At 61.7% G+C, this 25,148-nt stretch carries 37 protein-coding genes; 35 read left to right on the forward strand and 2 right to left on the reverse strand.

Features of this window, described 5'->3' with window-relative positions:
- The first annotated feature begins 31 nt into the window (after positions 1-31).
- The 32 genes from tuf (at position 32) to dsbD (ending at position 18,516) form a co-directional block, all read left to right on the forward strand.
- Positions 32-1,222, forward strand: coding sequence for an elongation factor Tu (gene tuf / locus CFB40_RS01510; protein WP_011350666.1), 1,191 nt, complete (start codon positions 32-34; stop codon positions 1,220-1,222).
- 287 nt (positions 1,223-1,509) lie between these two features.
- A complete protein-coding gene (gene rpsJ, locus CFB40_RS01515; RefSeq protein WP_004199280.1) occupies positions 1,510-1,821 on the forward strand; it encodes a 30S ribosomal protein S10 in 312 nt (103 codons plus the stop codon).
- Positions 1,822-1,998: 177 nt separating this feature from the next.
- Positions 1,999-2,649 carry a 50S ribosomal protein L3 gene (rplC, locus tag CFB40_RS01520; protein WP_006482922.1) on the forward strand — a complete coding sequence of 217 codons (651 nt, stop codon included), beginning with the start codon at positions 1,999-2,001 and terminating at the stop codon, positions 2,647-2,649.
- Positions 2,649-3,269 carry a 50S ribosomal protein L4 gene (rplD, locus tag CFB40_RS01525; RefSeq protein WP_011350675.1) on the forward strand — a complete coding sequence of 207 codons (621 nt, stop codon included), beginning with the start codon at positions 2,649-2,651 and terminating at the stop codon, positions 3,267-3,269. The genes rplC and rplD overlap by 1 nt, the downstream gene beginning before the upstream one ends.
- The gene (gene rplW / locus CFB40_RS01530) at positions 3,266-3,580 is read left to right on the forward strand and encodes a 50S ribosomal protein L23 (RefSeq protein WP_004199275.1); all 315 of its coding nucleotides are present in this window, start codon (positions 3,266-3,268) and stop codon (positions 3,578-3,580) included. The genes rplD and rplW overlap by 4 nt, the downstream gene beginning before the upstream one ends.
- 2 nt (positions 3,581-3,582) lie before the next feature.
- A complete protein-coding gene (gene rplB / locus CFB40_RS01535) occupies positions 3,583-4,410 on the forward strand; it encodes a 50S ribosomal protein L2 (protein WP_006482900.1) in 828 nt (275 codons plus the stop codon).
- A gap of 10 nt (positions 4,411-4,420) precedes the next feature.
- Complete coding sequence (gene rpsS / locus CFB40_RS01540) at positions 4,421-4,696, forward strand: 30S ribosomal protein S19 (RefSeq protein WP_004199273.1); 276 nt, start codon at positions 4,421-4,423, stop codon at positions 4,694-4,696.
- Positions 4,697-4,708: 12 nt separating this feature from the next.
- Complete coding sequence (rplV, locus tag CFB40_RS01545) at positions 4,709-5,038, forward strand: 50S ribosomal protein L22 (protein ID WP_004199272.1); 330 nt, start codon at positions 4,709-4,711, stop codon at positions 5,036-5,038.
- 11 nt (positions 5,039-5,049) lie between these two features.
- The gene (gene rpsC, locus CFB40_RS01550) at positions 5,050-5,850 is read left to right on the forward strand and encodes a 30S ribosomal protein S3 (protein WP_006482899.1); all 801 of its coding nucleotides are present in this window, start codon (positions 5,050-5,052) and stop codon (positions 5,848-5,850) included.
- Positions 5,851-5,852: 2 nt separating this feature from the next.
- A complete protein-coding gene (gene rplP / locus CFB40_RS01555; RefSeq protein WP_006482873.1) occupies positions 5,853-6,269 on the forward strand; it encodes a 50S ribosomal protein L16 in 417 nt (138 codons plus the stop codon).
- A gap of 9 nt (positions 6,270-6,278) precedes the next feature.
- Positions 6,279-6,473, forward strand: coding sequence for a 50S ribosomal protein L29 (gene rpmC, locus CFB40_RS01560; protein ID WP_006400652.1), 195 nt, complete (start codon positions 6,279-6,281; stop codon positions 6,471-6,473).
- Positions 6,470-6,742, forward strand: coding sequence for a 30S ribosomal protein S17 (gene rpsQ, locus CFB40_RS01565; protein WP_006477189.1), 273 nt, complete (start codon positions 6,470-6,472; stop codon positions 6,740-6,742). Before rpmC ends, rpsQ begins: the two co-directional genes overlap by 4 nt.
- A 309-nt stretch (positions 6,743-7,051) precedes the next feature.
- A complete protein-coding gene (gene rplN, locus CFB40_RS01570; protein ID WP_006482918.1) occupies positions 7,052-7,420 on the forward strand; it encodes a 50S ribosomal protein L14 in 369 nt (122 codons plus the stop codon).
- A 9-nt stretch (positions 7,421-7,429) separates the two neighbouring features.
- Positions 7,430-7,738, forward strand: coding sequence for a 50S ribosomal protein L24 (gene rplX / locus CFB40_RS01575; protein WP_006477187.1), 309 nt, complete (start codon positions 7,430-7,432; stop codon positions 7,736-7,738).
- Between the two features lie 16 nt (positions 7,739-7,754).
- A complete protein-coding gene (gene rplE, locus CFB40_RS01580) occupies positions 7,755-8,294 on the forward strand; it encodes a 50S ribosomal protein L5 (protein ID WP_006477186.1) in 540 nt (179 codons plus the stop codon).
- Between the two features lie 7 nt (positions 8,295-8,301).
- Positions 8,302-8,607: a 30S ribosomal protein S14 gene (rpsN, locus tag CFB40_RS01585; RefSeq protein ID WP_011350676.1), complete on the forward strand. Its 306-nt coding sequence runs from the start codon at positions 8,302-8,304 to the stop codon at positions 8,605-8,607.
- A 14-nt stretch (positions 8,608-8,621) separates the two neighbouring features.
- Entirely contained in the window at positions 8,622-9,017 is a 396-nt protein-coding gene (gene rpsH, locus CFB40_RS01590) for a 30S ribosomal protein S8 (protein ID WP_011350677.1), read from the forward strand.
- Between the two features lie 18 nt (positions 9,018-9,035).
- Entirely contained in the window at positions 9,036-9,566 is a 531-nt protein-coding gene (gene rplF, locus CFB40_RS01595; RefSeq protein ID WP_006758786.1) for a 50S ribosomal protein L6, read from the forward strand.
- Positions 9,567-9,578: 12 nt separating this feature from the next.
- Positions 9,579-9,944 carry a 50S ribosomal protein L18 gene (gene rplR / locus CFB40_RS01600; RefSeq protein WP_006477183.1) on the forward strand — a complete coding sequence of 122 codons (366 nt, stop codon included), beginning with the start codon at positions 9,579-9,581 and terminating at the stop codon, positions 9,942-9,944.
- Positions 9,945-9,958: 14 nt separating this feature from the next.
- The gene (rpsE, locus tag CFB40_RS01605; protein WP_006482895.1) at positions 9,959-10,477 is read left to right on the forward strand and encodes a 30S ribosomal protein S5; all 519 of its coding nucleotides are present in this window, start codon (positions 9,959-9,961) and stop codon (positions 10,475-10,477) included.
- Positions 10,478-10,492: 15 nt separating this feature from the next.
- Positions 10,493-10,675 (forward strand): 50S ribosomal protein L30, encoded by a 183-nt coding sequence (gene rpmD, locus CFB40_RS01610; RefSeq protein WP_006400644.1) that lies wholly within the window; start codon positions 10,493-10,495, stop codon positions 10,673-10,675.
- Positions 10,676-10,701: 26 nt separating this feature from the next.
- Entirely contained in the window at positions 10,702-11,136 is a 435-nt protein-coding gene (rplO, locus tag CFB40_RS01615) for a 50S ribosomal protein L15 (RefSeq protein ID WP_006477180.1), read from the forward strand.
- A 42-nt stretch (positions 11,137-11,178) separates the two neighbouring features.
- Entirely contained in the window at positions 11,179-12,528 is a 1,350-nt protein-coding gene (secY, locus tag CFB40_RS01620) for a preprotein translocase subunit SecY (protein ID WP_006482915.1), read from the forward strand.
- 7 nt (positions 12,529-12,535) lie between these two features.
- Positions 12,536-12,754, forward strand: coding sequence for a translation initiation factor IF-1 (gene infA / locus CFB40_RS01625; RefSeq protein ID WP_004521905.1), 219 nt, complete (start codon positions 12,536-12,538; stop codon positions 12,752-12,754).
- 20 nt (positions 12,755-12,774) lie between these two features.
- A complete protein-coding gene (gene rpmJ / locus CFB40_RS01630; RefSeq protein ID WP_004199844.1) occupies positions 12,775-12,891 on the forward strand; it encodes a 50S ribosomal protein L36 in 117 nt (38 codons plus the stop codon).
- A gap of 38 nt (positions 12,892-12,929) precedes the next feature.
- Positions 12,930-13,295 carry a 30S ribosomal protein S13 gene (gene rpsM, locus CFB40_RS01635; protein ID WP_006477178.1) on the forward strand — a complete coding sequence of 122 codons (366 nt, stop codon included), beginning with the start codon at positions 12,930-12,932 and terminating at the stop codon, positions 13,293-13,295.
- 28 nt (positions 13,296-13,323) lie between these two features.
- Positions 13,324-13,725: a 30S ribosomal protein S11 gene (rpsK, locus tag CFB40_RS01640; RefSeq protein WP_004197937.1), complete on the forward strand. Its 402-nt coding sequence runs from the start codon at positions 13,324-13,326 to the stop codon at positions 13,723-13,725.
- Between the two features lie 154 nt (positions 13,726-13,879).
- The gene (gene rpsD, locus CFB40_RS01645; protein WP_021161733.1) at positions 13,880-14,503 is read left to right on the forward strand and encodes a 30S ribosomal protein S4; all 624 of its coding nucleotides are present in this window, start codon (positions 13,880-13,882) and stop codon (positions 14,501-14,503) included.
- 124 nt (positions 14,504-14,627) lie between these two features.
- Positions 14,628-15,605: a DNA-directed RNA polymerase subunit alpha gene (locus tag CFB40_RS01650; protein WP_006477176.1), complete on the forward strand. Its 978-nt coding sequence runs from the start codon at positions 14,628-14,630 to the stop codon at positions 15,603-15,605.
- A gap of 137 nt (positions 15,606-15,742) precedes the next feature.
- Positions 15,743-16,138: a 50S ribosomal protein L17 gene (gene rplQ, locus CFB40_RS01655; RefSeq protein ID WP_006477175.1), complete on the forward strand. Its 396-nt coding sequence runs from the start codon at positions 15,743-15,745 to the stop codon at positions 16,136-16,138.
- A gap of 202 nt (positions 16,139-16,340) precedes the next feature.
- Positions 16,341-16,667, forward strand: a complete 327-nt coding sequence (gene cutA / locus CFB40_RS01660; RefSeq protein WP_089430490.1) for a divalent-cation tolerance protein CutA — start codon at positions 16,341-16,343, stop codon at positions 16,665-16,667.
- Entirely contained in the window at positions 16,660-18,516 is a 1,857-nt protein-coding gene (dsbD, locus tag CFB40_RS01665) for a protein-disulfide reductase DsbD (RefSeq protein WP_089430491.1), read from the forward strand. The genes cutA and dsbD overlap by 8 nt, the downstream gene beginning before the upstream one ends.
- 154 nt (positions 18,517-18,670) lie before the next feature.
- Here dsbD and hemB read toward each other — a convergent pair whose 3' ends face one another.
- Positions 18,671-19,669 (reverse strand): porphobilinogen synthase, encoded by a 999-nt coding sequence (gene hemB / locus CFB40_RS01670; protein ID WP_089424302.1) that lies wholly within the window; start codon positions 19,667-19,669, stop codon positions 18,671-18,673.
- 252 nt (positions 19,670-19,921) lie between these two features.
- Entirely contained in the window at positions 19,922-20,581 is a 660-nt protein-coding gene (gene yihA, locus CFB40_RS01675) for a ribosome biogenesis GTP-binding protein YihA/YsxC (protein WP_089424303.1), read from the reverse strand.
- 214 nt (positions 20,582-20,795) lie between these two features.
- On the opposite strand from yihA, the gene CFB40_RS01680 reads away from it, so the two are divergent.
- The 3 genes from CFB40_RS01680 to ccsB all read left to right on the forward strand — a co-directional run bounded on the left by CFB40_RS01680 (position 20,796) and on the right by ccsB (position 25,065).
- Positions 20,796-21,449: a c-type cytochrome gene (locus CFB40_RS01680; protein WP_089424304.1), complete on the forward strand. Its 654-nt coding sequence runs from the start codon at positions 20,796-20,798 to the stop codon at positions 21,447-21,449.
- A 204-nt stretch (positions 21,450-21,653) separates the two neighbouring features.
- Positions 21,654-23,870 (forward strand): cytochrome c biogenesis protein ResB, encoded by a 2,217-nt coding sequence (locus tag CFB40_RS01685; RefSeq protein WP_089424305.1) that lies wholly within the window; start codon positions 21,654-21,656, stop codon positions 23,868-23,870.
- Between the two features lie 4 nt (positions 23,871-23,874).
- Positions 23,875-25,065, forward strand: coding sequence for a c-type cytochrome biogenesis protein CcsB (gene ccsB / locus CFB40_RS01690; RefSeq protein ID WP_071335435.1), 1,191 nt, complete (start codon positions 23,875-23,877; stop codon positions 25,063-25,065).
- Positions 25,066-25,148 lie beyond the last annotated feature (83 nt).

A 25,148-nucleotide genomic window follows, 5' to 3' on the forward strand; every position in this document is an offset into this window, starting at 1 on the left:
CACAATCGATTATTTTTGAAAGAAGAGAATCATGGCAAAAGGTAAATTCGAGCGGACCAAGCCGCACGTGAACGTTGGTACGATTGGTCACGTTGACCACGGCAAGACGACGCTGACGGCAGCGATCACGACGGTTCTGACGAAGAAGTTCGGCGGCGAAGCGAAGGCATACGACCAGATCGACGCGGCACCGGAAGAAAAGGCGCGCGGCATCACGATCAACACGGCACACGTCGAGTACGAAACGGCTAACCGCCACTACGCACACGTCGACTGCCCGGGCCACGCTGACTATGTGAAGAACATGATCACGGGCGCAGCGCAGATGGACGGCGCGATCCTGGTTTGCTCGGCAGCTGACGGCCCGATGCCGCAGACGCGTGAGCACATCCTGCTGGCACGTCAGGTTGGCGTTCCGTACATCATCGTGTTCCTGAACAAGTGCGACATGGTGGACGACGCTGAACTGCTCGAACTGGTCGAGATGGAAGTTCGCGAACTCCTGTCGAAGTACGACTTCCCGGGCGACGACACGCCGATCGTGAAGGGTTCGGCCAAGCTGGCGCTGGAAGGCGACACGGGCGAGCTGGGCGAAGTGGCGATCATGAGCCTGGCCGACGCGCTGGACACGTACATCCCGACGCCGGAGCGTGCAGTTGACGGCGCGTTCCTGATGCCGGTGGAAGACGTGTTCTCGATCTCGGGCCGTGGTACGGTTGTGACGGGTCGCGTTGAGCGCGGCATCGTGAAGGTCGGCGAAGAAATCGAAATCGTCGGTATCAAGCCGACGGTGAAGACGACCTGCACGGGCGTTGAAATGTTCCGCAAGCTGCTGGACCAAGGTCAAGCAGGCGACAACGTTGGTATCCTGCTGCGCGGCACGAAGCGTGAAGACGTGGAGCGTGGCCAGGTTCTGGCGAAGCCGGGTTCGATCACGCCGCACACGCACTTCACGGCTGAAGTGTACGTGCTGAGCAAGGACGAAGGCGGCCGTCACACGCCGTTCTTCAACAACTACCGTCCGCAGTTCTACTTCCGTACGACGGACGTGACGGGCTCGATCGAGCTGCCGAAGGACAAGGAAATGGTGATGCCGGGCGACAACGTGTCGATCACGGTGAAGCTGATTGCTCCGATCGCGATGGAAGAAGGTCTGCGCTTCGCAATCCGCGAAGGTGGCCGTACGGTCGGCGCCGGCGTCGTCGCCAAGATCATCGAGTAATATCGACGATCCGCGGATCCCGACGGGGTCCGCGATTCCGCGGTATGCAGTCCGTACCGCCGAAACCGGGTGTCCAGCTTGCGCTGGCACCCGGTTTTGTTTTTCCGTCACGCGAAAGCGCGGGGCGAGAAACTCGCACCATCGCTCCAGAATTTCGTGTAGAATCGCGGGCTTAGCAGTGGAAGTACCGTCCGGAACCTGATGTCTCGCTCCCCGCAGGCGTCGAGTTTCACGTTCTTTTAGTGTCCGGCGATGCAACATCGCCTCGCTCTTTCCAAGGAATCGTCATGCAGCAACAGAAAATCCGCATTCGCCTGAAGGCATTCGACTATCGTCTGATCGATCAATCGGCTGCCGAGATCGTCGATACCGCGAAGCGGACTGGCGCAATCGTCCGTGGCCCGGTGCCGCTGCCGACGCGCATTCAGCGTTTTGACATCCTGCGTTCGCCGCACGTCAACAAGACGTCGCGCGATCAGCTCGAAATCCGTACCCACCAGCGCCTGATGGACATCGTCGATCCGACCGACAAGACGGTTGACGCGCTGATGAAGCTCGACCTGCCGGCTGGCGTCGACGTGGAAATCAAGCTGCAGTAAGGCTTCCAGCGCCGATCGGCTTGCCGGGCGGCGCTAAGTCTTTGATTGCTTGCGGAAAACGCGAAGGCGGGCTATAATGCTTGGCTTTTCGCGTATTCGCGTAAAAAAGTTGGGCCTTGCGTGCCCGGCATTTTGTAAATCAGCCCCGACCAATCGCAGTCGGGAATGGAGAAAATGATGAGCCTTGGACTCGTAGGTCGCAAGGTTGGCATGACCCGTATCTTCACGGCGGAAGGGGATTCGATTCCCGTCACCGTGCTGGACGTGTCGGACAACCGCGTGACGCAGATCAAGACTGTTGAAACCGACGGCTACACGGCCGTGCAGGTTGCATTCGGCTCCCGTCGTGCCTCGCGCGTGACGAAGCCGCTGGCAGGTCATCTCGCCAAAGCCGGTGTCGAAGCCGGTGAAATCCTCAAGGAATTCCGCATTGACGCGGCCAAGGCAGCTGAGCTGTCGAATGGTGCCGTGGTCGGTGCCGATCTTTTCGAAGTGGGCCAGAAGGTCGACGTGCAAGGCGTGTCGATCGGTAAGGGCTACGCCGGTACGATCAAGCGTTACAACTTCTCCTCCGGCCGTGCCACGCACGGTAACTCGCGCTCGCACAACGTGCCGGGCTCGATCGGTATGGCGCAGGATCCGGGTCGTGTTTTCCCGGGTAAACGCATGACGGGTCACATGGGTGACGTGACGGTGACGGTGCAGAACCTCGAAATCGCCCGTATCGACGCAGAGCGCAAGCTGCTGCTCGTGAAGGGTGCGATTCCGGGCGCGAAGGGCGGCAAGGTCTTCGTGACGCCGGCCGTCAAGACCAAGGGGGCGAAATAATGGAACTCAAGCTCCTGAACGAAAATGGTCAGGAAGGTGCAGTGGTCAACGCATCGGACGTCGTGTTCGGTCGTGACTACAACGAAGCGCTGATCCACCAGGTCGTCGTCGCTTACCAGGCGAATGCTCGCCAGGGTAACCGCGCACAGAAGGACCGTGAGCAAGTCAAGCACACGACGAAGAAGCCGTGGCGCCAGAAGGGTACGGGCCGCGCTCGTGCCGGTATGTCGTCGAGCCCGTTGTGGCGTGGCGGTGGTCGTATCTTCCCGAATTCGCCGGAAGAAAACTTCTCGCACAAGGTCAACAAGAAGATGCATCGCGCAGGTCTCTGCTCGATCTTCTCGCAGCTGGCCCGTGAAGGCCGTCTGTCGGTCGTCGAGGACATCATCCTCGAAGCGCCGAAGACCAAGCTGCTGGCCGAAAAATTCAAGACCATGGGTCTCGACTCCGTGCTGATCATTACGGATACGGTCGACGAGAACCTGTACCTGGCTTCGCGCAACCTGCCGCACGTGGCGATTGTCGAGCCGCGCTACGCTGACCCGCTGTCGCTGATCTACTTCAAGAAAGTGCTGGTCACGAAGGCTGCGGTCGCCCAGATCGAGGAGTTGCTGTCATGAGCGAGATTCGCAAGAACGATCATCGTTTGATGCAGGTCCTGCTCGCGCCGGTGATCTCGGAAAAGGCGACGCTGGTTGCCGACAAGAACGAGCAAGTCGTGTTCGAAGTCGCACCGGATGCCACGAAGCAGGAAGTGAAGGCGGCTGTCGAGCTGCTGTTCAAGGTTGAAGTTGATTCGGTCAACGTGCTGGTTCAGAAGGGCAAGCAAAAGCGCTTCGGCCGTTCGATGGGCCGTCGCAAGGACGTGAAGAAGGCGTACGTTTGCCTGAAGCCCGGCCAGGAAATCAACTTTGAAGCGGAGGCCAAGTAATCATGGCAATCGTTAAAGTTAAGCCGACATCGCCGGGTCGCCGCGCGATGGTCAAGGTGGTCAACAAGAACCTGCACCAGGGCAAGCCGTTCGCGGCACTGCTCGACTCGCAGAGCTCGACCGCCGGCCGTAACAACAACGGTCGTATCACCACGCGTCACAAGGGTGGTGGTCACAAGCAGCACTACCGTATCGTCGATTTCCGTCGCACGAAGGATGGCATTCCGGCAAAGGTCGAGCGTCTCGAGTACGACCCGAACCGTAGCGCGAACATCGCGCTGGTGCTCTACGCAGACGGCGAACGTCGCTACATCATCGCCCCGAAGGGCCTGACCGTCGGCCAACAGCTGATGTCGGGTTCGGAAGCGCCGATCCGTGCAGGCAACACGCTGCCGATCCGCAACATTCCGGTCGGTACGACGATCCACTGCATCGAGATGCTGCCGGGCAAGGGCGCGCAAATGGCGCGTTCGGCTGGTACGTCGGCCATGCTGCTCGCCCGTGAAGGCGTCTACGCGCAGGTTCGTCTGCGTTCGGGCGAAATCCGCCGCGTGCACATCGAGTGCCGTGCAACGATCGGTGAAGTCGGCAACGAAGAGCATAGCCTGCGCCAGATCGGCAAGGCTGGCGCGAACCGCTGGCGCGGTATCCGCCCGACGGTGCGTGGCGTTGCGATGAACCCGGTTGATCACCCGCACGGTGGTGGTGAGGGCAAGACGGCTGCAGGTCGCGATCCGGTTAGCCCGTGGGGTACGCCGGCTAAGGGTTATCGCACCCGTAGCAACAAGCGCACGACGACGATGATCGTCCAGCGCCGTCACAAGCGTTAAGGAGTAGGCAATGGCACGTTCTGTTAAAAAAGGTCCGTTCTGCGACGCCCATTTGCTGAAGAAAGTTGAGGCGGCTGCAGCTTCGCGCGACAAAAAGCCGATCAAGACCTGGTCGCGTCGTTCGACGATTCTGCCGGATTTCATCGGCCTGACGATCGCTGTTCACAACGGCCGTCAACACGTTCCGGTGTACATCTCGGAAAACATGGTCGGCCACAAGCTTGGCGAGTTCGCACTGACCCGTACGTTCAAGGGTCACGCAGCCGACAAGAAGGCCAAGAAATAAGGGGCAATCAAGATGGAAGTGAAAGCAATTCATCGCGGTGCCCGCATCTCGGCGCAGAAAACGCGCCTTGTGGCTGACCAGATCCGCGGTTTGCCGGTCGACAAGGCGCTGAACGTTCTGACGTTCTCGCCGAAGAAGGCGGCTGGCATCGTGAAGAAGGTTGTGCTGTCGGCAATCGCGAATGCGGAGCACAACGAAGGCGCTGATATCGACGAGCTCAAGATCAAGAGCATCTACGTCGACAAGGCTGCATCGCTCAAGCGTTTCACCGCGCGCGCCAAGGGCCGCGGTAACCGCATCGAGAAGCAATCCTGTCACATCACTGTGACGGTCGGGAATTAAGGAGCCATACGATGGGACAGAAAATTCATCCGACTGGCTTCCGCCTGGCTGTCAGCCGCAATTGGGCTTCGCGTTGGTACGCGAACAACAACAATTTCGCGGCGATGCTGCAGGAAGACATCGGTGTTCGTGAATACCTGAAGAAGAAGCTGAAGAACGCTTCGGTCGGTCGGGTCGTCATCGAGCGTCCGGCGAAGAACGCGCGCATCACGATTTACAGCTCGCGTCCGGGTGTGGTCATCGGCAAGAAGGGCGAGGATATCGAGCAGCTGAAGACGGAACTGCAACGCCGCATGGGCGTTCCGGTTCACGTCAACATCGAAGAAATCCGCAAGCCGGAAACCGATGCTCAGCTGATCGCTGACTCGATCACGCAACAGCTCGAGCGCCGGATCATGTTCCGTCGCGCGATGAAGCGTGCGATGCAGAACGCGATGCGTCTGGGTGCCCAAGGCATCAAGATCATGAGCGCGGGCCGTCTGAACGGTATCGAAATCGCTCGTACGGAGTGGTATCGCGAAGGTCGCGTGCCCCTTCACACGCTGCGTGCTGATATCGACTACGCGACCTCGGAAGCGAAGACGACCTACGGGATCATCGGCGTCAAGGTGTGGGTTTACAAGGGCGATACGCTCGGCCGCAACGACGCACCGGTGGTGGAAGAAGTAGCCGAAGACAAGCGTCCGCGTCGCAATGCGCGTCCGGGCGACCGTCGTCCGCGCCGTGACGGCGAAGGCGGCGCTCCGGGTGCTCGTCGTGGCGCACCGCGCCGCGGCGCCGGCAAGCCCGAAGACGGCAAGACTGGAGAATAACGATGCTGCAACCGAAACGCAGAAAGTATCGTAAAGAGCAGAAGGGTCGTAACACCGGCAAGGCGACGCGCGGCAACGCAGTGTCGTTCGGTGAATTCGGCCTGAAGGCTATCGGTCGCGGTCGTCTGACCGCACGCCAGATTGAAGCGGCGCGTCGTGCAATGACGCGTCACATCAAGCGTGGCGGCCGCATCTGGATCCGGATCTTCCCGGACAAGCCGATTTCGCAGAAGCCGGCCGAAGTGCGTATGGGTAACGGTAAGGGTAACCCGGAGTACTACGTCGCCGAGATTCAGCCGGGCAAGATGCTCTATGAAATGGACGGCGTAACCGAAGAACTGGCACGCGAAGCGTTCCGTCTGGCTGCAGCCAAGCTGCCGCTGAAGACGGCGTTCATCGTGCGCCAGCTCGGCGCCTAAGGAGAAAATATGAAGGCTTCCGAACTTCTCCAGAAAGACCAGGCCGCGCTCAACAAGGAGCTGGCGGACCTGCTGAAGGCGCAATTCGGCCTGCGCATGCAACTCGCGACCCAGCAGCTCACGAACACGAGCCAGCTGAAGAAGGTTCGTCGCGACATCGCACGTGTGCGGACCGTCATGACTCAGAAGGCGAACCAGAAATGAACGATAGCGTGAAAACCTCGCTGAAGCGGACGCTGGTCGGTCGGGTCGTCAGCAACAAGATGGACAAGACCGTCACCGTGCTGATCGAGCACCGCGTCAAGCACCCGATCTACGGCAAGTATGTCGTGCGTTCGAAGAAGTACCACGCGCACGATGAAGCGAACACCTACAACGAAGGCGATCTCGTCGAAATCCAGGAAACTCGTCCTGTTTCGAAGACGAAGGCCTGGACGGTGTCGCGCCTCGTCGAAGCCGCTCGCGTCATCTAAGCGGGCAGCGCAGTAGGCAGTAACAGGCACTTCTCCGCGAAGTGCTTGAAATCGCAAAGTATTTGCTTGCGTGACCAGGATTATTTGTTATAATCCTGGTCTTCCCTCTTTATGGGAGCCCCGTCGCGGGCGAAGTTGGTGGGGGAAGCGGACTGGCGCCTGCCTGTCCGAAAGATTCACCGAATTGCGATGGCGGGTTTCGTTTGCCGTCGCTGCTGTTCCAACCCAAGCAGCCGATTGGCTGACGGGACCAAGACTGACCGAATGCATCATGGTGGTGCATCCGGATTAAGTTGGGAAAGACAAACCATGATCCAGACCGAATCTCGGCTCGAAGTAGCCGACAACACGGGTGCACGTGAAGTCCTGTGCATCAAGGTGCTCGGCGGCTCGAAGCGTCGTTATGCCGGCATTGGCGACATCATCAAGGTGAGCGTCAAAGAGGCAACGCCGCGCGGGCGCGTGAAGAAAGGCGAAATTTACAACGCCGTGGTGGTCCGCACCGCCAAGGGCGTGCGCCGTCAAGACGGCTCGCTGATCAAGTTCGACGGCAACGCCGCTGTGCTTTTGAATAACAAGCTCGAGCCGATCGGCACCCGTATTTTCGGGCCGGTCACGCGTGAGCTGCGTAGCGAACGATTCATGAAGATCGTTTCGCTGGCGCCGGAAGTGCTGTAAGGAGTCGCGATGAACAAGATTCGCAAAGGTGACGAAGTCATCGTCGTCACTGGCAAGGACAAGGGCAAGCGCGGCGTCGTGCTGGCTGTCGGTGCAGAGCATGTGACGGTTGAAGGTATCAACCTCGTCAAGAAGCATGTGAAGCCGAACCCGATGAAGGGTACGACGGGCGGCGTGGAAGCGAAGACGATGCCCCTGCATATTTCGAACGTCGCACTGGTCGACGCGAATGGCAAGGCGTCGCGTGTTGGCATCAAGGTCGAGGAAGGCAAGAAGGTTCGCTTCCTGAAGACGACCGGTGCTGTACTGAGCGCCTGACGCAGCGGAGTAAAAAATGGCTCGTTTTCAAGAGTTTTACAAAGAAAAGGTTGTGCCCGGCCTGATCGAGAAGTTCGGTTACAAGTCGGTCATGGAAGTGCCGCGCATCACCAAGATCACGCTGAACATGGGTCTTGGCGAAGCGATCGCTGACAAGAAGATCATCGAGAACGCCGTTGGCGACCTCACGAAGATCGCTGGTCAGAAGCCGGTCGTGACCAAGGCACGCAAGGCAATCGCAGGCTTCAAGATCCGCCAGGGCTACCCGATCGGCGCGATGGTGACGCTGCGTGGCCAAGCGATGTACGAATTCCTCGACCGTTTCGTGACGGTTGCCCTGCCCCGCGTGCGTGACTTCCGCGGCGTGTCGGGTCGTGCTTTCGATGGCCGTGGCAACTACAACATCGGTGTGAAAGAGCAGATCATTTTCCCCGAAATCGACTACGACAAGATCGACGCACTGCGTGGGCTGAACATCAGCATCACGACGACTGCGAAGACCGACGACGAAGCAAAGGCTCTGCTCGCCAGCTTCAAGTTCCCGTTCAGAAACTGAGGTTACCGTGGCTAAACTGGCACTGATCGAACGTGAAAAGAAGCGCGCCCGCCTGGTCGCGAAGTTCGCAGCAAAGCGCGATGCGCTGAAGGCGATCGTCGAAGACCAAAGCAAGTCGGAAGAAGAGCGCTACGAAGCACGCCTTGAGCTGCAGCAACTGCCCCGCAACGCAAACCCGACCCGCCAGCGTAACCGCTGCGCGATCACGGGCCGTCCGCGTGGCACGTTCCGTAAATTCGGCCTCGCGCGTAACAAGATTCGTGAAATCGCATTCCGTGGCGAGATTCCTGGCCTGACCAAGGCGAGCTGGTAATAGGAGAAACGTAAATGAGCATGAGTGATCCTATCGCCGATATGCTGACTCGCATCCGCAACGGGCAGATGGTCGAGAAGGTATCGGTGTCGATGCCCTCGTCGAAAGTCAAGGTTGCAATCGCGCAAGTCCTGAAAGACGAAGGCTATATCGACGATTTCGCCGTGAAGGCGGAAGGTGCGAAGTCCGAACTGAATATCGCGCTGAAGTACTACGCTGGCCGTCCGGTCATCGAACGCATCGAACGCGTGTCGAAGCCTGGCCTGCGCGTGTACCGCGGCCGTAACGACATCCCGCAGGTCATGAATGGCCTCGGTGTCGCAATCGTGTCGACGCCGAAGGGCGTGATGACCGACCGCAAGGCGCGCGCTACCGGCGTCGGCGGCGAAGTCATCTGCTACGTCGCTTAAAGCCGAGGAGAGAGAAACATGTCTCGAGTAGGTAAGAGCCCGATCGCGCTGCAAGGCGCGGAAGTCAAGCTGGCCGACGGTGCGATCACCGTCAAGGGCCCGCTGGGCACCATCACGCAAGCGATCAATCCGCTCGTGAACGTGGCGAACAACGACGGCACGCTGAACCTGTCGCCGGTGGACGAAAGCCGCGAAGCAAATGCACTGTCGGGCACGATGCGCGCGATTATCGCGAATGCCGTGCACGGCGTGACCAAGGGTTTCGAGCGCAAGCTGACGCTGGTTGGCGTCGGTTATCGTGCGCAAGCGCAAGGCGACAAGCTGAACCTGTCGCTGGGTTTCTCGCACCCGGTGGTGCACCAGATGCCGGAAGGCGTCAAGGCAGAAACCCCGACGCAAACCGAAATCGTGATCAAGGGGATCAACAAGCAACAAGTCGGTCAAGTAGCTGCGGAAGTCCGCGGTTACCGTCCGCCGGAGCCCTACAAGGGCAAGGGCGTGCGCTATTCCGACGAGGTTGTGATCCTCAAAGAAACGAAGAAGAAGTAAGGGTGCGCAATCATGGATAAGACTCAATCTCGCCTGCGCCGCGCTCGCCAGACGCGTATCAAGATCGCTGAGCTGCAGGTCGCGCGTCTCGCCGTGCATCGCACGAACACGCACATCTACGCTCAAGTGTTCTCGCCGTGCGGCACCAAGGTGCTCGCCAGCGCGTCGACGCTCGAAGCAGAAGTGCGCGCAGAACTGGCCGACAAGTCGGGCAAGGGCGGCAACGTCAATGCCGCGACGCTGATCGGCAAGCGTATTGCCGAAAAGGCAAAGGCTGCCGGCATCGAATCCGTCGCCTTCGACCGCTCGGGCTTCCGCTACCACGGCCGCGTCAAGGCGCTGGCTGAGGCAGCTCGCGAAGCTGGGCTCAAGTTCTAAGGAAGGAATTCGTCATGGCAAAGATGCAAGCGAAAGTTCAGGCTGACGAGCGCGACGACGGCCTTCGCGAAAAGATGATTTCGGTCAATCGCGTGACCAAGGTCGTGAAGGGTGGCCGTATTCTCGGCTTCGCCGCACTGACCGTGGTTGGCGACGGTGATGGCCGCATCGGTATGGGCAAGGGCAAGGCGAAGGAAGTGCCGGTCGCTGTCCAGAAGGCAATGGAACAAGCTCGCCGCAACATGTTCAAGGTGCCGCTCAAGAACGGCACGCTGCAACACGAAGTGCACGGCAAGCATGGCGCATCCGCTGTCCTCCTCGCTCCGGCGAAGGCAGGTACGGGCGTGATCGCCGGCGGCCCGATGCGCGCAGTGTTCGACGTGATGGGCGTTCAGAACGTCGTGGCAAAGAGCCACGGTTCGACGAACCCGTACAACCTCGTTCGCGCCACGCTGGACGGTCTGCGCAAGCAGTCCACCCCGGCAGACATCGCGGCGAAGCGCGGCAAGTCCGTCGAAGAAATTTTGGGCTAAGCCCGGGTGGTCACCATGTCTGAAAAAACTGTCAAGGTTCAGCTCGTTAAGAGCCTGATCGGGACCCGCGAATCGCACCGCGCGACCGTGCGTGGCCTGGGCCTGCGCCGACTCAACTCGGTCAGCGAGCTTCAGGACACGCCGGCGGTCCGCGGCATGATCAACAAGGTCTCGTACCTCGTTAAGGTCATCGCGTAAGCGGCCCTACGGATCAAGGAGTTGATATGGAATTGAATAACCTGAAGCCGGCAGCTGGCGCCAAGCACGCCAAGCGTCGCGTCGGCCGTGGCATCGGTTCGGGCCTCGGCAAGACGGCTGGCCGTGGTCACAAGGGTCAGAAATCGCGTTCGGGCGGCTTCCACAAAGTCGGTTTCGAAGGCGGTCAGATGCCGCTGCAACGTCGTCTGCCGAAGCGCGGCTTCACGTCGCTGACGAAGGAATTCGTCGGTGAAGTGCGCCTGAGCGACCTCGAGAAGCTGCCGGTCGATGAGATCGATCTGCTCGCACTGAAGCAAGCCGGCCTGGTCGGCGAGCTGACGAAGAGCGCAAAGATCATCGCGACGGGCGAACTGAAGCGCAAGATCGTCGTGAAGGGTCTCGGTGCCACCAAGGGTGCGCGCGCTGCGATCGAAGCGGCTGGCGGTTCGTTCGCCGAGTGACACGCGTAGCGCGTCGTCACTTGCATTCATCGGAGAAGGTACTTGGCTAACAGCCCGAGTCTTGCAAAACCCGGTCGAAGCACGGCGAAATTCGGCGATCTGCGCCGGCGAGCAATGTTCTTGCTCCTGGCGCTGATCGTCTATCGCATCGGCGCGCACATTCCCGTGCCGGGCATCGATCCGGATCAACTGGCGAAGCTGTTCCAGAGCCAGGCGGGCGGCATCCTGGGCATGTTCAACATGTTCTCGGGTGGCGCGCTTTCCCGCTTCACGATCTTTGCGCTGGGGATCATGCCGTACATCTCGGCGTCGATCATCATGCAGTTGCTGGCGATTGTCTCGCCGCAGCTCGAGGCGCTGAAGAAGGAAGGGCAGGCAGGGCAACGGAAGATCACGCAGTACACGCGGTATTTCACCGTGGTGCTCGCGACCTTCCAGGCGTTCGGTATCGCGGCTGCGCTGGAAAACCAGCCGGGCCTCGTTACTGACCCCGGCATGCTGTTCCGTCTGACGACGGTCGTGACGCTGGTTACCGGTACGATGTTCCTGATGTGGCTCGGCGAGCAGATTACCGAGCGTGGTCTGGGCAACGGTATCTCGATCATCATCTTCGGCGGGATCGCAGCAGGGTTCCCGAATGCCGTCGGTGGGTTGTTCGAGCTGGTGCGTACGGGTTCGATGAGCATCATTTCGGCGATCATCATCGTCGTCCTGATTGCCGCGGTGACTTACCTGGTCGTGTTCATCGAACGCGGTCAGCGCAAGATCCTCGTGAACTACGCGAAGCGCCAGGTCGGCAACAAGATCTACGGTGGGCAGTCGTCGCATCTGCCGCTGAAGCTGAACATGTCGGGTGTGATTCCGCCGATCTTTGCATCGTCGATCATTCTGTTCCCGGCAACGATTCTCGGCTGGTTCAGTACCGGTCAGCCGACGGGAAGCTGGATTTCCAATACGTTGCATAACGTTGCGGAAGCGCTGAAGCCGGGCCAGCCGGTCTATGTGCTGCTGTACACGCTGGCGATCGTGTTTTTCTGCTTCTTCTACACCGCACTGGTGTTCAACAGCAGGGAAACCGCAGACAACCTGAAGAAGAGCGGCGCGTTTGTTCCGGGTATCCGCCCGGGCGATCAGACCGCACGATATATCGACCGCATCCTCACGCGTCTGACGCTGGCCGGTGCGATCTACATCGTCTTCGTGTGTCTGCTGCCGGAGTTTCTGGTGCTCCGCTGGAACGTGCCGTTTTATTTTGGTGGAACGTCGCTGCTGATCATTGTCGTCGTCACGATGGACTTTATGGCGCAGGTGCAGTCGTACGTTATGTCGCAACAGTATGAGTCACTGCTCAAGAAGGCGAACTTCAAGGGCGGCAACATCCCGATGCGTTGAAAGGACTATGGCCAAAGACGATGTAATCCAGATGCAGGGTGAGGTGATTGAAAACCTCCCGAATGCGACCTTCCGCGTGAAGCTGGAAAACGGCCATGTCGTGTTGGGGCATATTTCCGGGAAGATGCGGATGCACTACATCCGCATCCTGCCTGGCGACAAGGTGACGGTTGAATTGACGCCTTACGATCTGTCTCGTGCGCGGATCGTGTTCCGGGCGAAGTGATTTGAAAAAAGGGTATTATCATGAAAGTGATGGCATCGGTTAAGCGCATTTGCCGCAATTGCAAGATCATCAAGCGCAAAGGCGTCGTTCGCGTGATCTGCAGCTCGGATCCGCGCCACAAGCAGCGCCAAGGCTGACCGCGCGTTTGTTTGCGCTTTTTGTTTGAGGAAAAACAATGGCTCGTATCGCAGGGGTTAACATCCCGAATCACCAGCACACCGAGATCGGCCTGACGGCAATCTTTGGTGTCGGCCGCACCCGTTCGCGCAGCATCTGCGTGGCAGCTGGCGTCGATTTTTCGAAGAAGGTCAAGGACTTGACCGACGCAGACTTGGAAAAGCTGCGTGAAGAAGTGGGCAAGTTTGTCGTCGAAGGCGATCTGCGCCGTGAAGTGACGATGAACATCAAGCGCCTGATGGACCTCGGTTGCTACCGTGGTGTTCGTCATCGCAAGGGCCTGCCGATGCGCGGTCAGCGTACGCGTACGAACGCACGTACTCGCAAGGGTCCGCGTCGTGCAGCGCAAGCGCTGAAGAAGTAAGCGGAACTGACAGTTACAGGAAAACGTAATGGCTAAGGCTTCGAACACCGCGGCGCAACGCGTTCGCAAGAAGGTTAAGAAGAACGTCGCTGAAGGCGTGGTTCACGTTCACGCGTCGTTCAACAACACGATCATCACGATCACCGATCGCCAAGGCAACGCACTGGCATGGGCGACGTCGGGCGGTCAGGGCTTCAAGGGCTCGCGCAAATCGACGCCGTTCGCTGCCCAGGTCGCAGCCGAGTCGGCTGGCCGCGTCGCGATGGAATACGGCGTGAAGAATCTGGAAGTGCGGATCAAGGGCCCGGGCCCGGGTCGTGAGTCGGCAGTGCGCGCACTGCACGGCCTCGGCATCAAGATCACCGCGATTTCGGATGTCACCCCGATTCCGCACAACGGCTGCCGTCCGCCGAAGCGTCGTCGTATCTAAAGGTGTGCTGGCACGTTCGTGCTAGCACATTGCCTGTCGCCGCTCAGCGTCGACGGGCGTTGCTTTTTTGATTGACTAAGCCCACCGTTCGCCCCAAAGGGCGCGAACTAGCGCGGATTCAGATCTGCGTGACTGATTGATAGAGGAATGCAAAGTGGCACGTTATATCGGCCCGAAGGCCAAGCTGTCCCGCCGTGAAGGCACCGACCTGTTCCTGAAGAGCGCACGCCGCTCGCTCGCCGACAAGTGCAAGCTCGACAGCAAGCCGGGTCAGCACGGCCGTACCTCGGGCGCACGTACGTCCGACTACGGTACGCAGCTGCGCGAAAAGCAGAAGGTCAAGCGTATCTACGGCGTGCTGGAGCGTCAGTTCCGCCGCTACTTCGCTGAAGCCGACCGCCGCAAGGGCAACACGGGTGAAAACCTGCTGCAACTGCTCGAGTCGCGTCTCGACAACGTCGTGTATCGCATGGGCTTCGGCTCGACCCGCGCTGAAGCGCGTCAGCTGGTGAGCCACAAGTCGATCACCGTGAACGGCGTCGTCGCGAACGTCCCGTCGCAGCAAGTGAAGGCAGGTGACATCGTCGCGATCCGCGAAAAGGCGAAGAAGCAGGCGCGTATCGTCGAAGCGCTGTCGCTGGCCGAGCAAGGCGGCATGCCGAGCTGGGTTGCAGTCGATGCGAAGAAGTTCGAAGGCACGTTCAAGCAAATGCCGGAACGCGCTGAAATCGCAGGCGACATCAACGAAAGCCTGATCGTCGAATTGTATTCGCGTTAATCCGATTGACGGCCGAGGTACCCCGATTGCGTTGCGCAAGGAGGGGCCTCGGCTGTTTATTTTCTGGTTGTTACCGGTCAGCCTTATCGGTGTAACGAGCCGAGGGTATTGAAAAGGAAAGCCCATGCAAACCAGTTTGCTGAAACCCAAGATCATCGCCGTGGAATCGCTGGGCGAGAACCACGCGAGGGTGGTCATGGAACCGTTCGAACGCGGTTACGGCCACACCTTGGGCAATGCGCTTCGCCGCGTGCTGCTGTCGTCGATGGTTGGCTACGCGCCGACCGAAGTGACGATCGCGGGCGTGGTGCACGAGTACTCGACGCTGGATGGCGTGCAGGAAGACGTCGTCAACCTGCTGCTGAACCTGAAGGGCGTGGTGTTCAAGCTGCATAACCGTGACGAAGTGACGGTTACGCTGCGCAAGGAAGGTGAAGGCGTTGTCACGGCCGGCGATATCGAGCTGGCTCACGACTGCGAAGTCATCAACCCGAATCACGTGATTGCGCACCTGTCGAAGGGTGGCAAGCTCGACGTTCAGATCAAGATCGAAAAGGGTCGCGGCTATGTGCCCGGCAACGTCCGTCGCTATGGCGAAGACACGGCCAAGATCATCGGCCGCATCGTCCTCGACGCATCGTTCTCGCCGGTTCGCCGCGTGAGCTACGCTGTCGAAAGCGCACGTGTCGAGCAGCGTACCGACCTCGACAAGCTCGTGATGAACATCGAGACGAGCGGTGTGATCACGCCGGAAGAAGCGATCCGTCAATCGGCCCGCATCCTGGTCGACCAGCTGTCCGTGTTCGCGGCGCTGGAAGGCACGGAAACGGCAGCCGAAGCGCCGTCGCGTGCACCGCAGATCGACCCGATCCTGCTGCGTCCGGTGGACGATCTCGAGCTGACGGTTCGTTCGGCGAACTGCCTGAAGGCCGAGAACATCTACTACATCGGCGACCTGATCCAGCGCACGGAAAACGAGCTGCTGAAGACGCCGAACCTCGGTCGCAAGTCGCTCAACGAGATCAAGGAAGTGCTCGCTTCGCGCGGTCTCACGCTGGGCATGAAGCTCGAAAACTGGCCGCCGGCTGGTCTCGACAAGTAAGCCTGGTTGTTACTGTAGTTGGCAAAGATGCGGATTTTCCTTTAAAATCCGCATCTTGCTTTTTTCGTTACCGGCCCGTGCACCCATCGAGGTGCGATAGAAGAGCTGGATCAAAACTTTGAATCAAGGAAACTGAAATGCGCCATCGTCATGGTCTGCGGAAACTGAACCGCACGAGCAGCCACCGTCTGGCTATGCTCCGTAACATGTCCAACTCGCTGATCGAGCACGAAGTCATCAAGACGACGCTGCCGAAGGCGAAGGAACTCCGTAAAGTCGTCGAGCCGCTGATCACGCTCGGCAAGAAGCCGTCGCTGGCAAACCGTCGCCTGGCGTTCAACCGCCTGCGCGATCGTGACTCGGTGGCGAAGCTGTTCGACGTGCTCGGTCCGCGTTTCGCGAACCGTCCGGGCGGCTACCTGCGCGTGCTGAAGTTCGGCTTCCGCGTGGGCGACAACGCACCGATGGCACTGGTCGAGCTGCTCGATCGTCCGGAAGTCGACGAAACGGAAAACGTGCAAGAAGCTGAGTAAGCTTCCGGTACGCAGCAGTATCTGAAAGGGGCCGAGCAATTGCTTGGCCCTTTTTGTTTTTCCGGCGCAGGCTGCGATCGATTGTCGCAGGGCGGTGCCGGCAGCATTGCGCGGGCTGCGCTACGATACGGGGCAGCCGGCGCGCGCCCCAGGTGGGCAATTCGCGTCGGCGGGAGCCGATAGACCAGCCAGGAGGGCGCGGATGATAGTGGTGCTGATGCTGACGACGGTGCCCGATGCCGAGACCGCCAACACGCTTTCCGACGGTGCGCTCGATGCGCGGCTTGCCGCGTGCGTGTCGGAGCTCGGCGCGATCAAGTCGCGCTATCACTGGCAGGGCAAGGTCGAAACGGCCGACGAGATCCAGTTGCTGTTCAAGACGAGCCCGGTGCGGGCGCTCGAACTGGAGCGATTTATTCTCGCGCATCATCCTTACGAGACGCCCGAAATCGTCTCGTGGCAGACGACGGCATCGGCCGCGTACGGCCAGTGGGTGACCAGCGAAACTCAACGTCTATTTCATGTTTAACGGTATGGCGCTTCCCGTGCGCGTGCGCGCGCTGCGATTCCTCGCAGTCCTGTTGTCGTTCATGCTCGTGCTCGGCGGCCTGTCGGTCGCGCGCGCGGCCGACGATTTCCTCGATCCGTCGGTTGCGTTCAAGTTCAGTGCGAGCGAATCGCCGGGACAGGTGGACGTCCACTTCAAGGTCGCCAACGGCTATTACCTGTACCGTGAGCGGTTCGCGTTCGCGGTGAAGAGCGGGCAGGCGACGCTCGGCGATCCGCAATTCCCGGCCGGCCACGTGAAGTTCGACCAGACGTTCCAGAAGGACGTCGAGACCTACCGTGACGAAGTCGTCGTGCATGTGCCCGTCAAGCAGGCGTCAGGTCCGTTCGAGCTCGCGGTGACGTCGCAGGGGTGCGCGGACGAGGGCATCTGCTATCCGCCGGCCGAGCACGTCGTGAAGGTCGATGGCGCCGCGCTGGGCGCCGCCTCGTCGTCGCAGTCGTCCGCCGATGCGGTTGCCGCGGGCAGCTGGTTCGACAAGGTCACGAGCGCCGATTTCGCGCAGTCGCTGCTCGAAGGGCATGGCTTCTTCACGATCGTCGCACTGTATTTCGTCGCGGGCGTCGTGCTGAGCCTCCTGCCGTGTTCGTATCCGATGATTCCGATCGTGTCGGCGATCATCATCGGCCAAGGCACGCGCGCGACGCATGCGCGCGGCTTCGCGCTGTCGCTGACCTATGTGGTCGGCATGGCGCTGGTCTACACGGTACTCGGCATCGCCGCGGCGCTGGTGGGCCAGAGCCTCGGCGCGTGGCTGCAGAACCCGTGGGTGCTCGGCGCGTTCGGCGTGCTGTTGACCGCGTTTGCCGTCTCGCTGATCTCGGGCAAGGACCTCGCACTGCCCGCGCGCTGGCAGAACGGCGCGGCCGAGGCATCGAGCGCGCGCCAGGGCGGCCATTTCGTCGCGGTCGCGGCGATGGGCGCGCTGTCCGCACTGGTCGTCGGCGCATGCATGACGGCGCCGCTGTTCGCGGTGCTCGCCTTCATCGCGCACACGGGCAATGCGCTGCTCGGCGGCGCTGCACTGTTCGCGATGGGGCTGGGGCTGGGCGTGCCGCTGCTGGTCGTCGGCGTCGGGGCCGGGACGGTACTGCCGCGCGCCGGCGCATGGATGGACGGCGTGAAGGTGTTCTTCGGCATCGTGCTGCTCGCAGCCGCGCTGTGGATCGTGTGGCCGGTGCTGGCCGGTGGCCTGAAGATGGTGCTCGCTGCGTTGTGGCTGCTGATCGCGGCCGCGGCGCTCGGGCTGTTCACGCCGAATGCCGGCGCCACGTCGATCTGGCGTCGCCTTGGCCGTGGCGTGGGTGCCGCGCTCGCGATCTGGGCGGCTACGCTGCTCGTCGGCCTGGCCGCGGGCTCGACTGATCCGGTCAAGCCGCTGGCGGTGCTGGCGGCACGCACGGTTGCGTCGGGCGGTACGGCGGCAGCAGGCGCGGCCGCTGCTCAGGACGGGCCCGCGTTCGCATCGGTGCGCTCGAGCGGCGAACTCGACACGCTGCTGAAGACGGCGGCCCAGCCCGTGATGCTCGACTTCTACGCCGACTGGTGCGTGAGCTGCAAGGAGATGGAGCATCTGACGTTTACCGACGCGCGCGTGCAGGCGCGACTCGCGCAACTTCACCTCGTGCGTGCGGACGTTACCGCGAACAACCCGGACGACCAGGCGCTGCTGAAGCGCTTCAACCTGTTCGGCCCGCCGGGCATCATCTTCTTCGATCGAAGCGGCAACGAGATCGGGCGCGTGGTCGGCTATCAGGCGGCCGAGACGTTCCTGCGCAGCCTCGACCGGGCTGCGGTCCCGACGGTATGACCATGCGCGTCGCGGGCGCGCTGGTGGCCAACCGGCGCGCTTGCGTGGCATGAATTGACGATCGACAACGCATACGGCCGCGATCGACAGCAAACAAAAAACGGCGGGACACCGAAGTGTCCCGCCGTTTTTCTTTCCGCCTGCCGGCAGGCGCTTAGCGTTGCGCTTTCAGCAGACGCGCGGCGTCGAGCGCGAAGTACGTGAGCACGCCGTCGGCGCCCGCGCGCTTGAACGCGAGCAGCGATTCCAGCACGACCTTGTCGTGATCGAGCCAGCCGTTCATCGCGGCGGCCTTCAGCATCGCGTATTCACCGCTCACCTGGTACACGTAGGTCGGGAAGCGGAACTCGTCCTTCACGCGGCGCACGATGTCGAGGTACGGCATGCCGGGCTTGACCATCACCATGTCGGCGCCTTCGTCGATGTCCAGGCGCACTTCGCGCAGCGCTTCGTCGCTGTTCGCCGGATCCATCTGGTAGGTCATCTTGTTGCCCTTGCCCAGGTTGGACGCCGAGCCGACCGCGTCGCGGAACGGGCCGTAGAACGCCGACGCGAACTTGGCCGAATAGGCCATGATCCGCGTGTGGATATGGCCGTCGCTTTCCAGCATTTCGCGGATCGCGCCGATGCGGCCGTCCATCATGTCCGACGGCGCGACGATGTCGACGCCGGCTTCCGCCTGCGCGCGCGCCTGATCGATCAGGATCTCGATCGTGTCGTCGTTGATCACGTAGCCGTTTTCGTCGAGCACGCCGTCCTGGCCGTGGCTCGTGTACGGATCGAGTGCGACGTCGGTCAGCACGCCGAGTTCGGGGAAGCGCTTCTTCAGCTCGCGCACCGCGCGCGGGATCAGGCCTTCCGGATTGGCTGCCTCGCGACCGTCAGGCGTTTTCACCGACGGCTCGATGGCCGGGAACAGCGACAGCACGGGCACGCCGAGTTCGACGCACTGCTCGGCGACCTGCATCAGCAGATCGACGGACACGCGTTCGACGCCGGGCATCGACGGCACCGGCTGCCGTTCGTTGGTGCCTTCGACGACGAACACCGGATAGATCAGGTCGTCGGTGGTCAGGCGGTTTTCGCGCATCAGGCGCCGGGAGAAGTCGTCGCGGCGCATCCGGCGCGGACGATGAAGCGGATGGAAGCTCATGGCGATTGGGTAGAAATCAGGGCAGTAAGACCTTACGGAACCCTTAGGTCATTTTCGGGAGCGTTGGTATATGATAGCGATCGAGCGGCACGCGTCGCGTGCAGCTCCCCGCTTCTCCTCCCTGAGCGGGTGCCTGTCGTTTTTCGATTAGGCTGTTTGACCCGCCGTTCAACGGCGGGTTTTTTTATGAGCCGGCCGAAACCGCAGGCGCCGTCAGGTGCGCGCCGCCGATCCCGGCCGCGCGTTGCCCGATCATTGTGCTACAGGCTCGCTTTTTTCGTCGGCGACGGACGGCCGCACCCAGCTTTCGATCAATTCGTGCGCTTCGTCGAGCCCAACGCGCTTCATCGCCGAGAACAGCTGGACCGTCAGCTTGCCCTGAACGCCCTGGTCACGATACGCATCGAGCCCCTTTTGCGTGGTTCGCAGCGCGTTGATGCTTTCCTGCCGCGTCAATTTGTCGCACTTCGTCAGCAGCGTGTGGATCGGCTTGCCGGTCGGCACGAACCACTCGATCATGCGGCGGTCGAGATCGGTCAGCGGACGGCGCGAATCCATCATCAGGATCAGGCCGCAGAGCTGCGAGCGGGTCGCGAGGTAGGACGACAGGAGCATTTCCCAATGCGCCTTGGCGGCGCCGGGCACTTCCGCGTAGCCGTAGCCGGGCAGGTCGACGAGGTTCGCGACGGGCTCGGCGGCCGGGCCGACGGAGAAGTAGTTGATATGCTGCGTGCGGCCGGGCGTCTTCGACGCGAAGGCGAGCCGCTTCTGGTTGCACAGCACGTTGATCGCCGTCGACTTGCCGGCATTTGAGCGGCCCGCGAACGCGATTTCCGGCTGGACCGTCGGCGGCAGGTCGCGCAGATGGTTGACGGTCGTGTAGAAGCGGGCTTGATGGAGCAGAAAGGCCATGGGAACCGGAAGGACGGGCGGCGCGAGCCGCTTGGTGGAGGCGGGGTAGCCCCGATAGGCGCCGGAGCTTTCAACACGATATTGTACAATACGGCGGTTTTACCGAAGGCTACCGGGCGCCTGCCTCGCGCTTTTATGTAGCTTCTGCGGTAGACTGAACGCCGTCGTTTTTTGCAGAACCTCAAATTCCCACAAGACGAAACAGGGTGTGCGAATGAATCGACTGTGCAAGTCTCTGATGGTGCTTCAGGTTGCAGCAGGGTTCGTAGGTTTCGTAGCGGAGGCAAACGCGGCGGATGCGGCAAAGCCGGATCTCGACCGTGGCAAGGCGATTGCCGGGCAAGTCTGCGCGTCGTGTCACGGCGCCGACGGCAATAGCGCGTCGGGCAGTTTCCCGAAGCTCGCCGGCCAGCATCCCGAATATCTGGTCAAGCAGTTGAACGACTTCAAGACGCAGCCGGGCGCGAAGGGGCCGGTGCGCACCAACGCGGTGATGGTCGGATTCGCGAGCGCGCTGAGCGCGGACGACATGCGCAACGTCGCCGCGTACTACGGGTCGCAGACGACGAAGCTCGGCACCGCACGCGATGCGGCAACCGTGCCGATCGGCCAGAAGATCTACCGCGGCGGCATCGCGGAGAAGGGCGTACCCGCCTGCGCGAGCTGCCACGGGCCGACAGGGCAAGGGCTCCCGGTCCAGTACCCGCGTCTGTCGGGGCAATGGGCCGATTACACGGCCGCGCAGTTGACCGCGTTCCAGCAGGGTGCCGGCGCGCGCAACAACAACGAGGCGATGCATCAGATCGCCACGCGGCTGTCGGACAACGAGATCAAGGCCGTCGCGGATTACATCGCGGGCCTGCGTTGAGCGGTCAGCCGCGAATGGAATGACCGGGCGCCCGAAGGGCGGCCGGAGTCAGAACAAGAAAAGGGTGGGGCGCCGCGTCGTTGCGGTTGCCTCGCCCTTCTTTTTTGTCAGCGCGCGCCGGCCGTCACGCGCGTGCTGGCCGCCCCTTCGGGGGCAATAATCAAAGTGAGCGTTGGGGGCTGTTTCCCCTGAGTCGGAGTTTGAATGAGCGTTACCACGTCGGGGTTGCAGTCGAAGTCGGGTCAGGGTGCGTCCAAGCGCGCGGTCGAGCTGCTGAGCTCGATGCGCTTCGCGATTGCGCTGCTGGTGGTGCTGTCGATTGCGAGCATCATCGGCACGGTCCTGACCCAGGACGATCCGTATCCGAACTATGTGAACCAGTTCGGGCCGTTCTGGGCGGACATCTTCCGCTCGCTCGGCCTGTACAACGTGTACAGCGCGTGGTGGTTCATGCTGATCCTGATCTTCCTCGTCGTGTCGATCTCGCTGTGCGTGATCCGCAACGCGCCGAAGATGCTCGCCGATGCGAAGAGCTGGAAGGACAAGGTTCGCGAAGGCAGCCTGCGGGCCTTCCACCACAAGGCCGAATACACGACGTCCGGCACGCGCGCGACGGTCACGGCGACGCTCGCCACGTTCGTCACCAAGGCCGGCTACAAGCACATCGTGCGTGAGAACGACGGCGCGACGCTGATCTCCGCGAAACGCGGTGCAATGACCAAGTGGGGCTACATCTCCGCGCACCTCGCGATCGTCGTGATCTGTATCGGCGGCCTGCTCGACAGCAACCTGCCGATCAAATTCCAGATGTGGATGTTCGGCAAGAGCCCGGTCAACACGAGCGCGACGATCAGCGAGATCTCGCCCGACCATCGCCTGTCCGCGTCGAACCCGACGTTCCGCGGCTATGCATGGGTGCCCGAGGGGCAGTTCGTGTCGACCGCGATCCTGAACCAGCCGAGCGGCTCGCTGATCCAGGACTTGCCGTTCTCGATCCAGCTCAACAAGTTCATCGTCGACTACTACACGACGGGCATGCCGAAGCTGTTCGCGAGCGACATCGTCGTGATCGATCGCGAGACCGGCCAGAAGATCCCGGCGCGCGTCGAGGTCAACAAGCCGTTCACGTACAAGGGCGTGTCGATCTACCAGTCGAGCTTCCAGGACGGCGGCTCGCAGATGCAGATGACGGCCTATCCGATGACGGGCGGCAACGCGAAGACCTTCCCCGTGAAGGGGACGATCGGCAGTTCGGCGCCGCTGCAGATGCCGGGCAACGACGGCGACACGATCGAGTTCTCCGATTTCCGTGCGATCAACGTCGAGAACATGGCCGACGCGAACGGCAAGCCGGACGTGCGCGGTGTCGCGACGACGAGCTCGCTGAAAGAAGCGTTCGACGAACGCCTCGGCTCCGGCGCGAAGACGTCGAAGCCGACGCAGCTCCACAACATCGGCCCGTCCGTGCAGTACAAGATCCGCGGCAAGGACGGCCAGGCGCGCGAATTCAACAACTACATGCTGCCCGTCGACATGAACGGCGAGCGCGTGTTCCTCGCCGGCGTGCGTGCGAGCCCGAACGACCCGTTCCGCTACATGCGGATTCCGGCCGACAGCCAGGATTCGATCGGCGAATGGATGCACCTGCGTGCCGCGCTCGAGGATCCGTCCGCGCGCGCCGAGGCCGCTGCGCGCTTCGCGCAGCGTTCGCTGCCGGGCACGGATGCATCGCTGCGCAGCCGTTTGCAGGACAGCGCGTTGAAGGTGCTGACCCTTTTTGCAGCGAGCGACGACAGCGTCGGCCGTGGCGCCGACGGCCAGCCGATCGGCGGCTTCCAGGCCGTGGCGACGTTCATCGACCGCTCGGTGCCGAAGGCCGAGCAGGAGAAGGCTGCAAGCCTGCTGCTGCGCATGCTCGAAGGCTCGATGTGGGAGGTCTGGCAGATCGCGCGCGAGCGTGCGGGCGAGCCGGCGGCGCAGCAGGGCACCGACACGATCCGCTTCGTGCAGAACGCGATCAATGCGCTATCCGACAGCTTTTTGTATGGATCCCCGGTCTATTTGCAGCTTGACTCATTCAAGCAGGTGCAAGCTTCGGTATTTCAGTTGACGCGCGCACCCGGCAAGAATCTGGTGTATCTTGGCAGCCTGCTGCTGGTCGCCGGCATCTTCTCGATGTTCTACGTGCGCGAGCGGCGCCTCTGGTTCTGGTTGAAGGACGCCGGTTCGGGCGTCGATGTGGTGATGGCAATGTCCACGGCCCGCAAGACCTTCGATTTCGAGAAAGAGTTCGTGCAGACGCGCGACGCGGCCGGTGCCGCCTTGCACGCCGCACCTCGCGACGCCGCGCCGGCCGGTGCGGCATCGACGGCCCGTCCGCCTGCCGGCGGCGGTTCCGATTCCGAGAATTCCACCCGGTAACATCATGGATCTCACGCAAGTCTCCTCTTCCCATCGGGCGTCGGCCCAGGCTCCGGTGACGGCGCCGCTGTTCGACGACCGTCCGTTCCTCGCGCGCCTGTCGCTGCTCGACTGGCTGTTCGCACTGGCGCTCGTGGTGGGCGCGGGCTATGCGCTCGTGCACTACAACGCGCACATGGATTACTACGACAAGGCGGTGATGATCGGCACCGTGCCGGCGCTCATCGCGCTCGGCTGGCGCTGGAAGCCCGCGCGGCTGATGATGGCGTCGATCGCCGTGCTGGCGCTGCTGTCGATCCAGATCTACCAGGGCGATCTCGCGCGCGCCGATTCGGCGTTCTTCCTCAAGTACTTCCTGTCGAGCCAGTCCGCGATCCTGTGGATGAGCGCGCTGTTCGTGCTCGCGACGATCTTCTACTGGATCGGCTTGCTCGCGCGCTCGGCGTCGGGCTCCGCGATCGGCCAGAAGCTCACGTGGGTCGCCGTGCTGATGGGCTTCACCGGCCTGATGGTGCGCTGGTACGAGTCCTACCTGATCGGGGCGGACGTCGGGCACATTCCGGTATCGAACCTGTATGAAGTGTTCGTGCTGTTCAGCCTGATCACTGCGCTGCTCTATCTGTATTACGAAGGCCACTACGGCACGCGCGCGCTCGGCGCGTTCGTGCTGCTGGTGATCAGCGCGGCCGTCGGCTTCCTGATGTGGTACTCGGTCGCGCGCGATGCGCAGCAGATCCAGCCGCTCGTGCCGGCGCTGCAGAGCTGGTGGATGAAGATCCACGTGCCGGCGAACTTCATCGGCTACGGCAGCTTCGCGCTGTCGGCGATGGTGTCGGTCGCGTACCTGATGAAGGAGCGCGGCGTGCTCGCCGATCGCCTGCCGACGCTCGACGTGCTCGACGACGTGATGTACAAGTCGATCGCGGTCGGTTTCGCGTTCTTCACGATCGCGACGATCCTCGGCGCGCTGTGGGCCGCCGAAGCATGGGGCGGCTACTGGAGTTGGGACCCGAAGGAAACCTGGGCGCTGATCGTGTGGCTCAACTACGCGGCGTGGCTGCACATGCGCCTGATGAAGGGCCTGCGCGGCACGGTAGCCGCATGGTGGGCGCTCACGGGCCTGCTCGTGACGACCTTCGCGTTCCTCGGCGTCAACATGTTCCTGTCCGGGCTGCACAGCTACGGCAAGCTGTAAGATTTCCGCTGTTCGTCCGACTATGAGACCGCCGGTGCACTGCGTGCCCGGCGGTTTTCTTTTGTAACGGGCGGGCGGTCCGG

Source organism: Burkholderia sp. AU31652, assembly GCF_002223155.1.
In the GTDB taxonomy this organism is placed as follows: Bacteria; Pseudomonadota; Gammaproteobacteria; order Burkholderiales; family Burkholderiaceae; genus Burkholderia.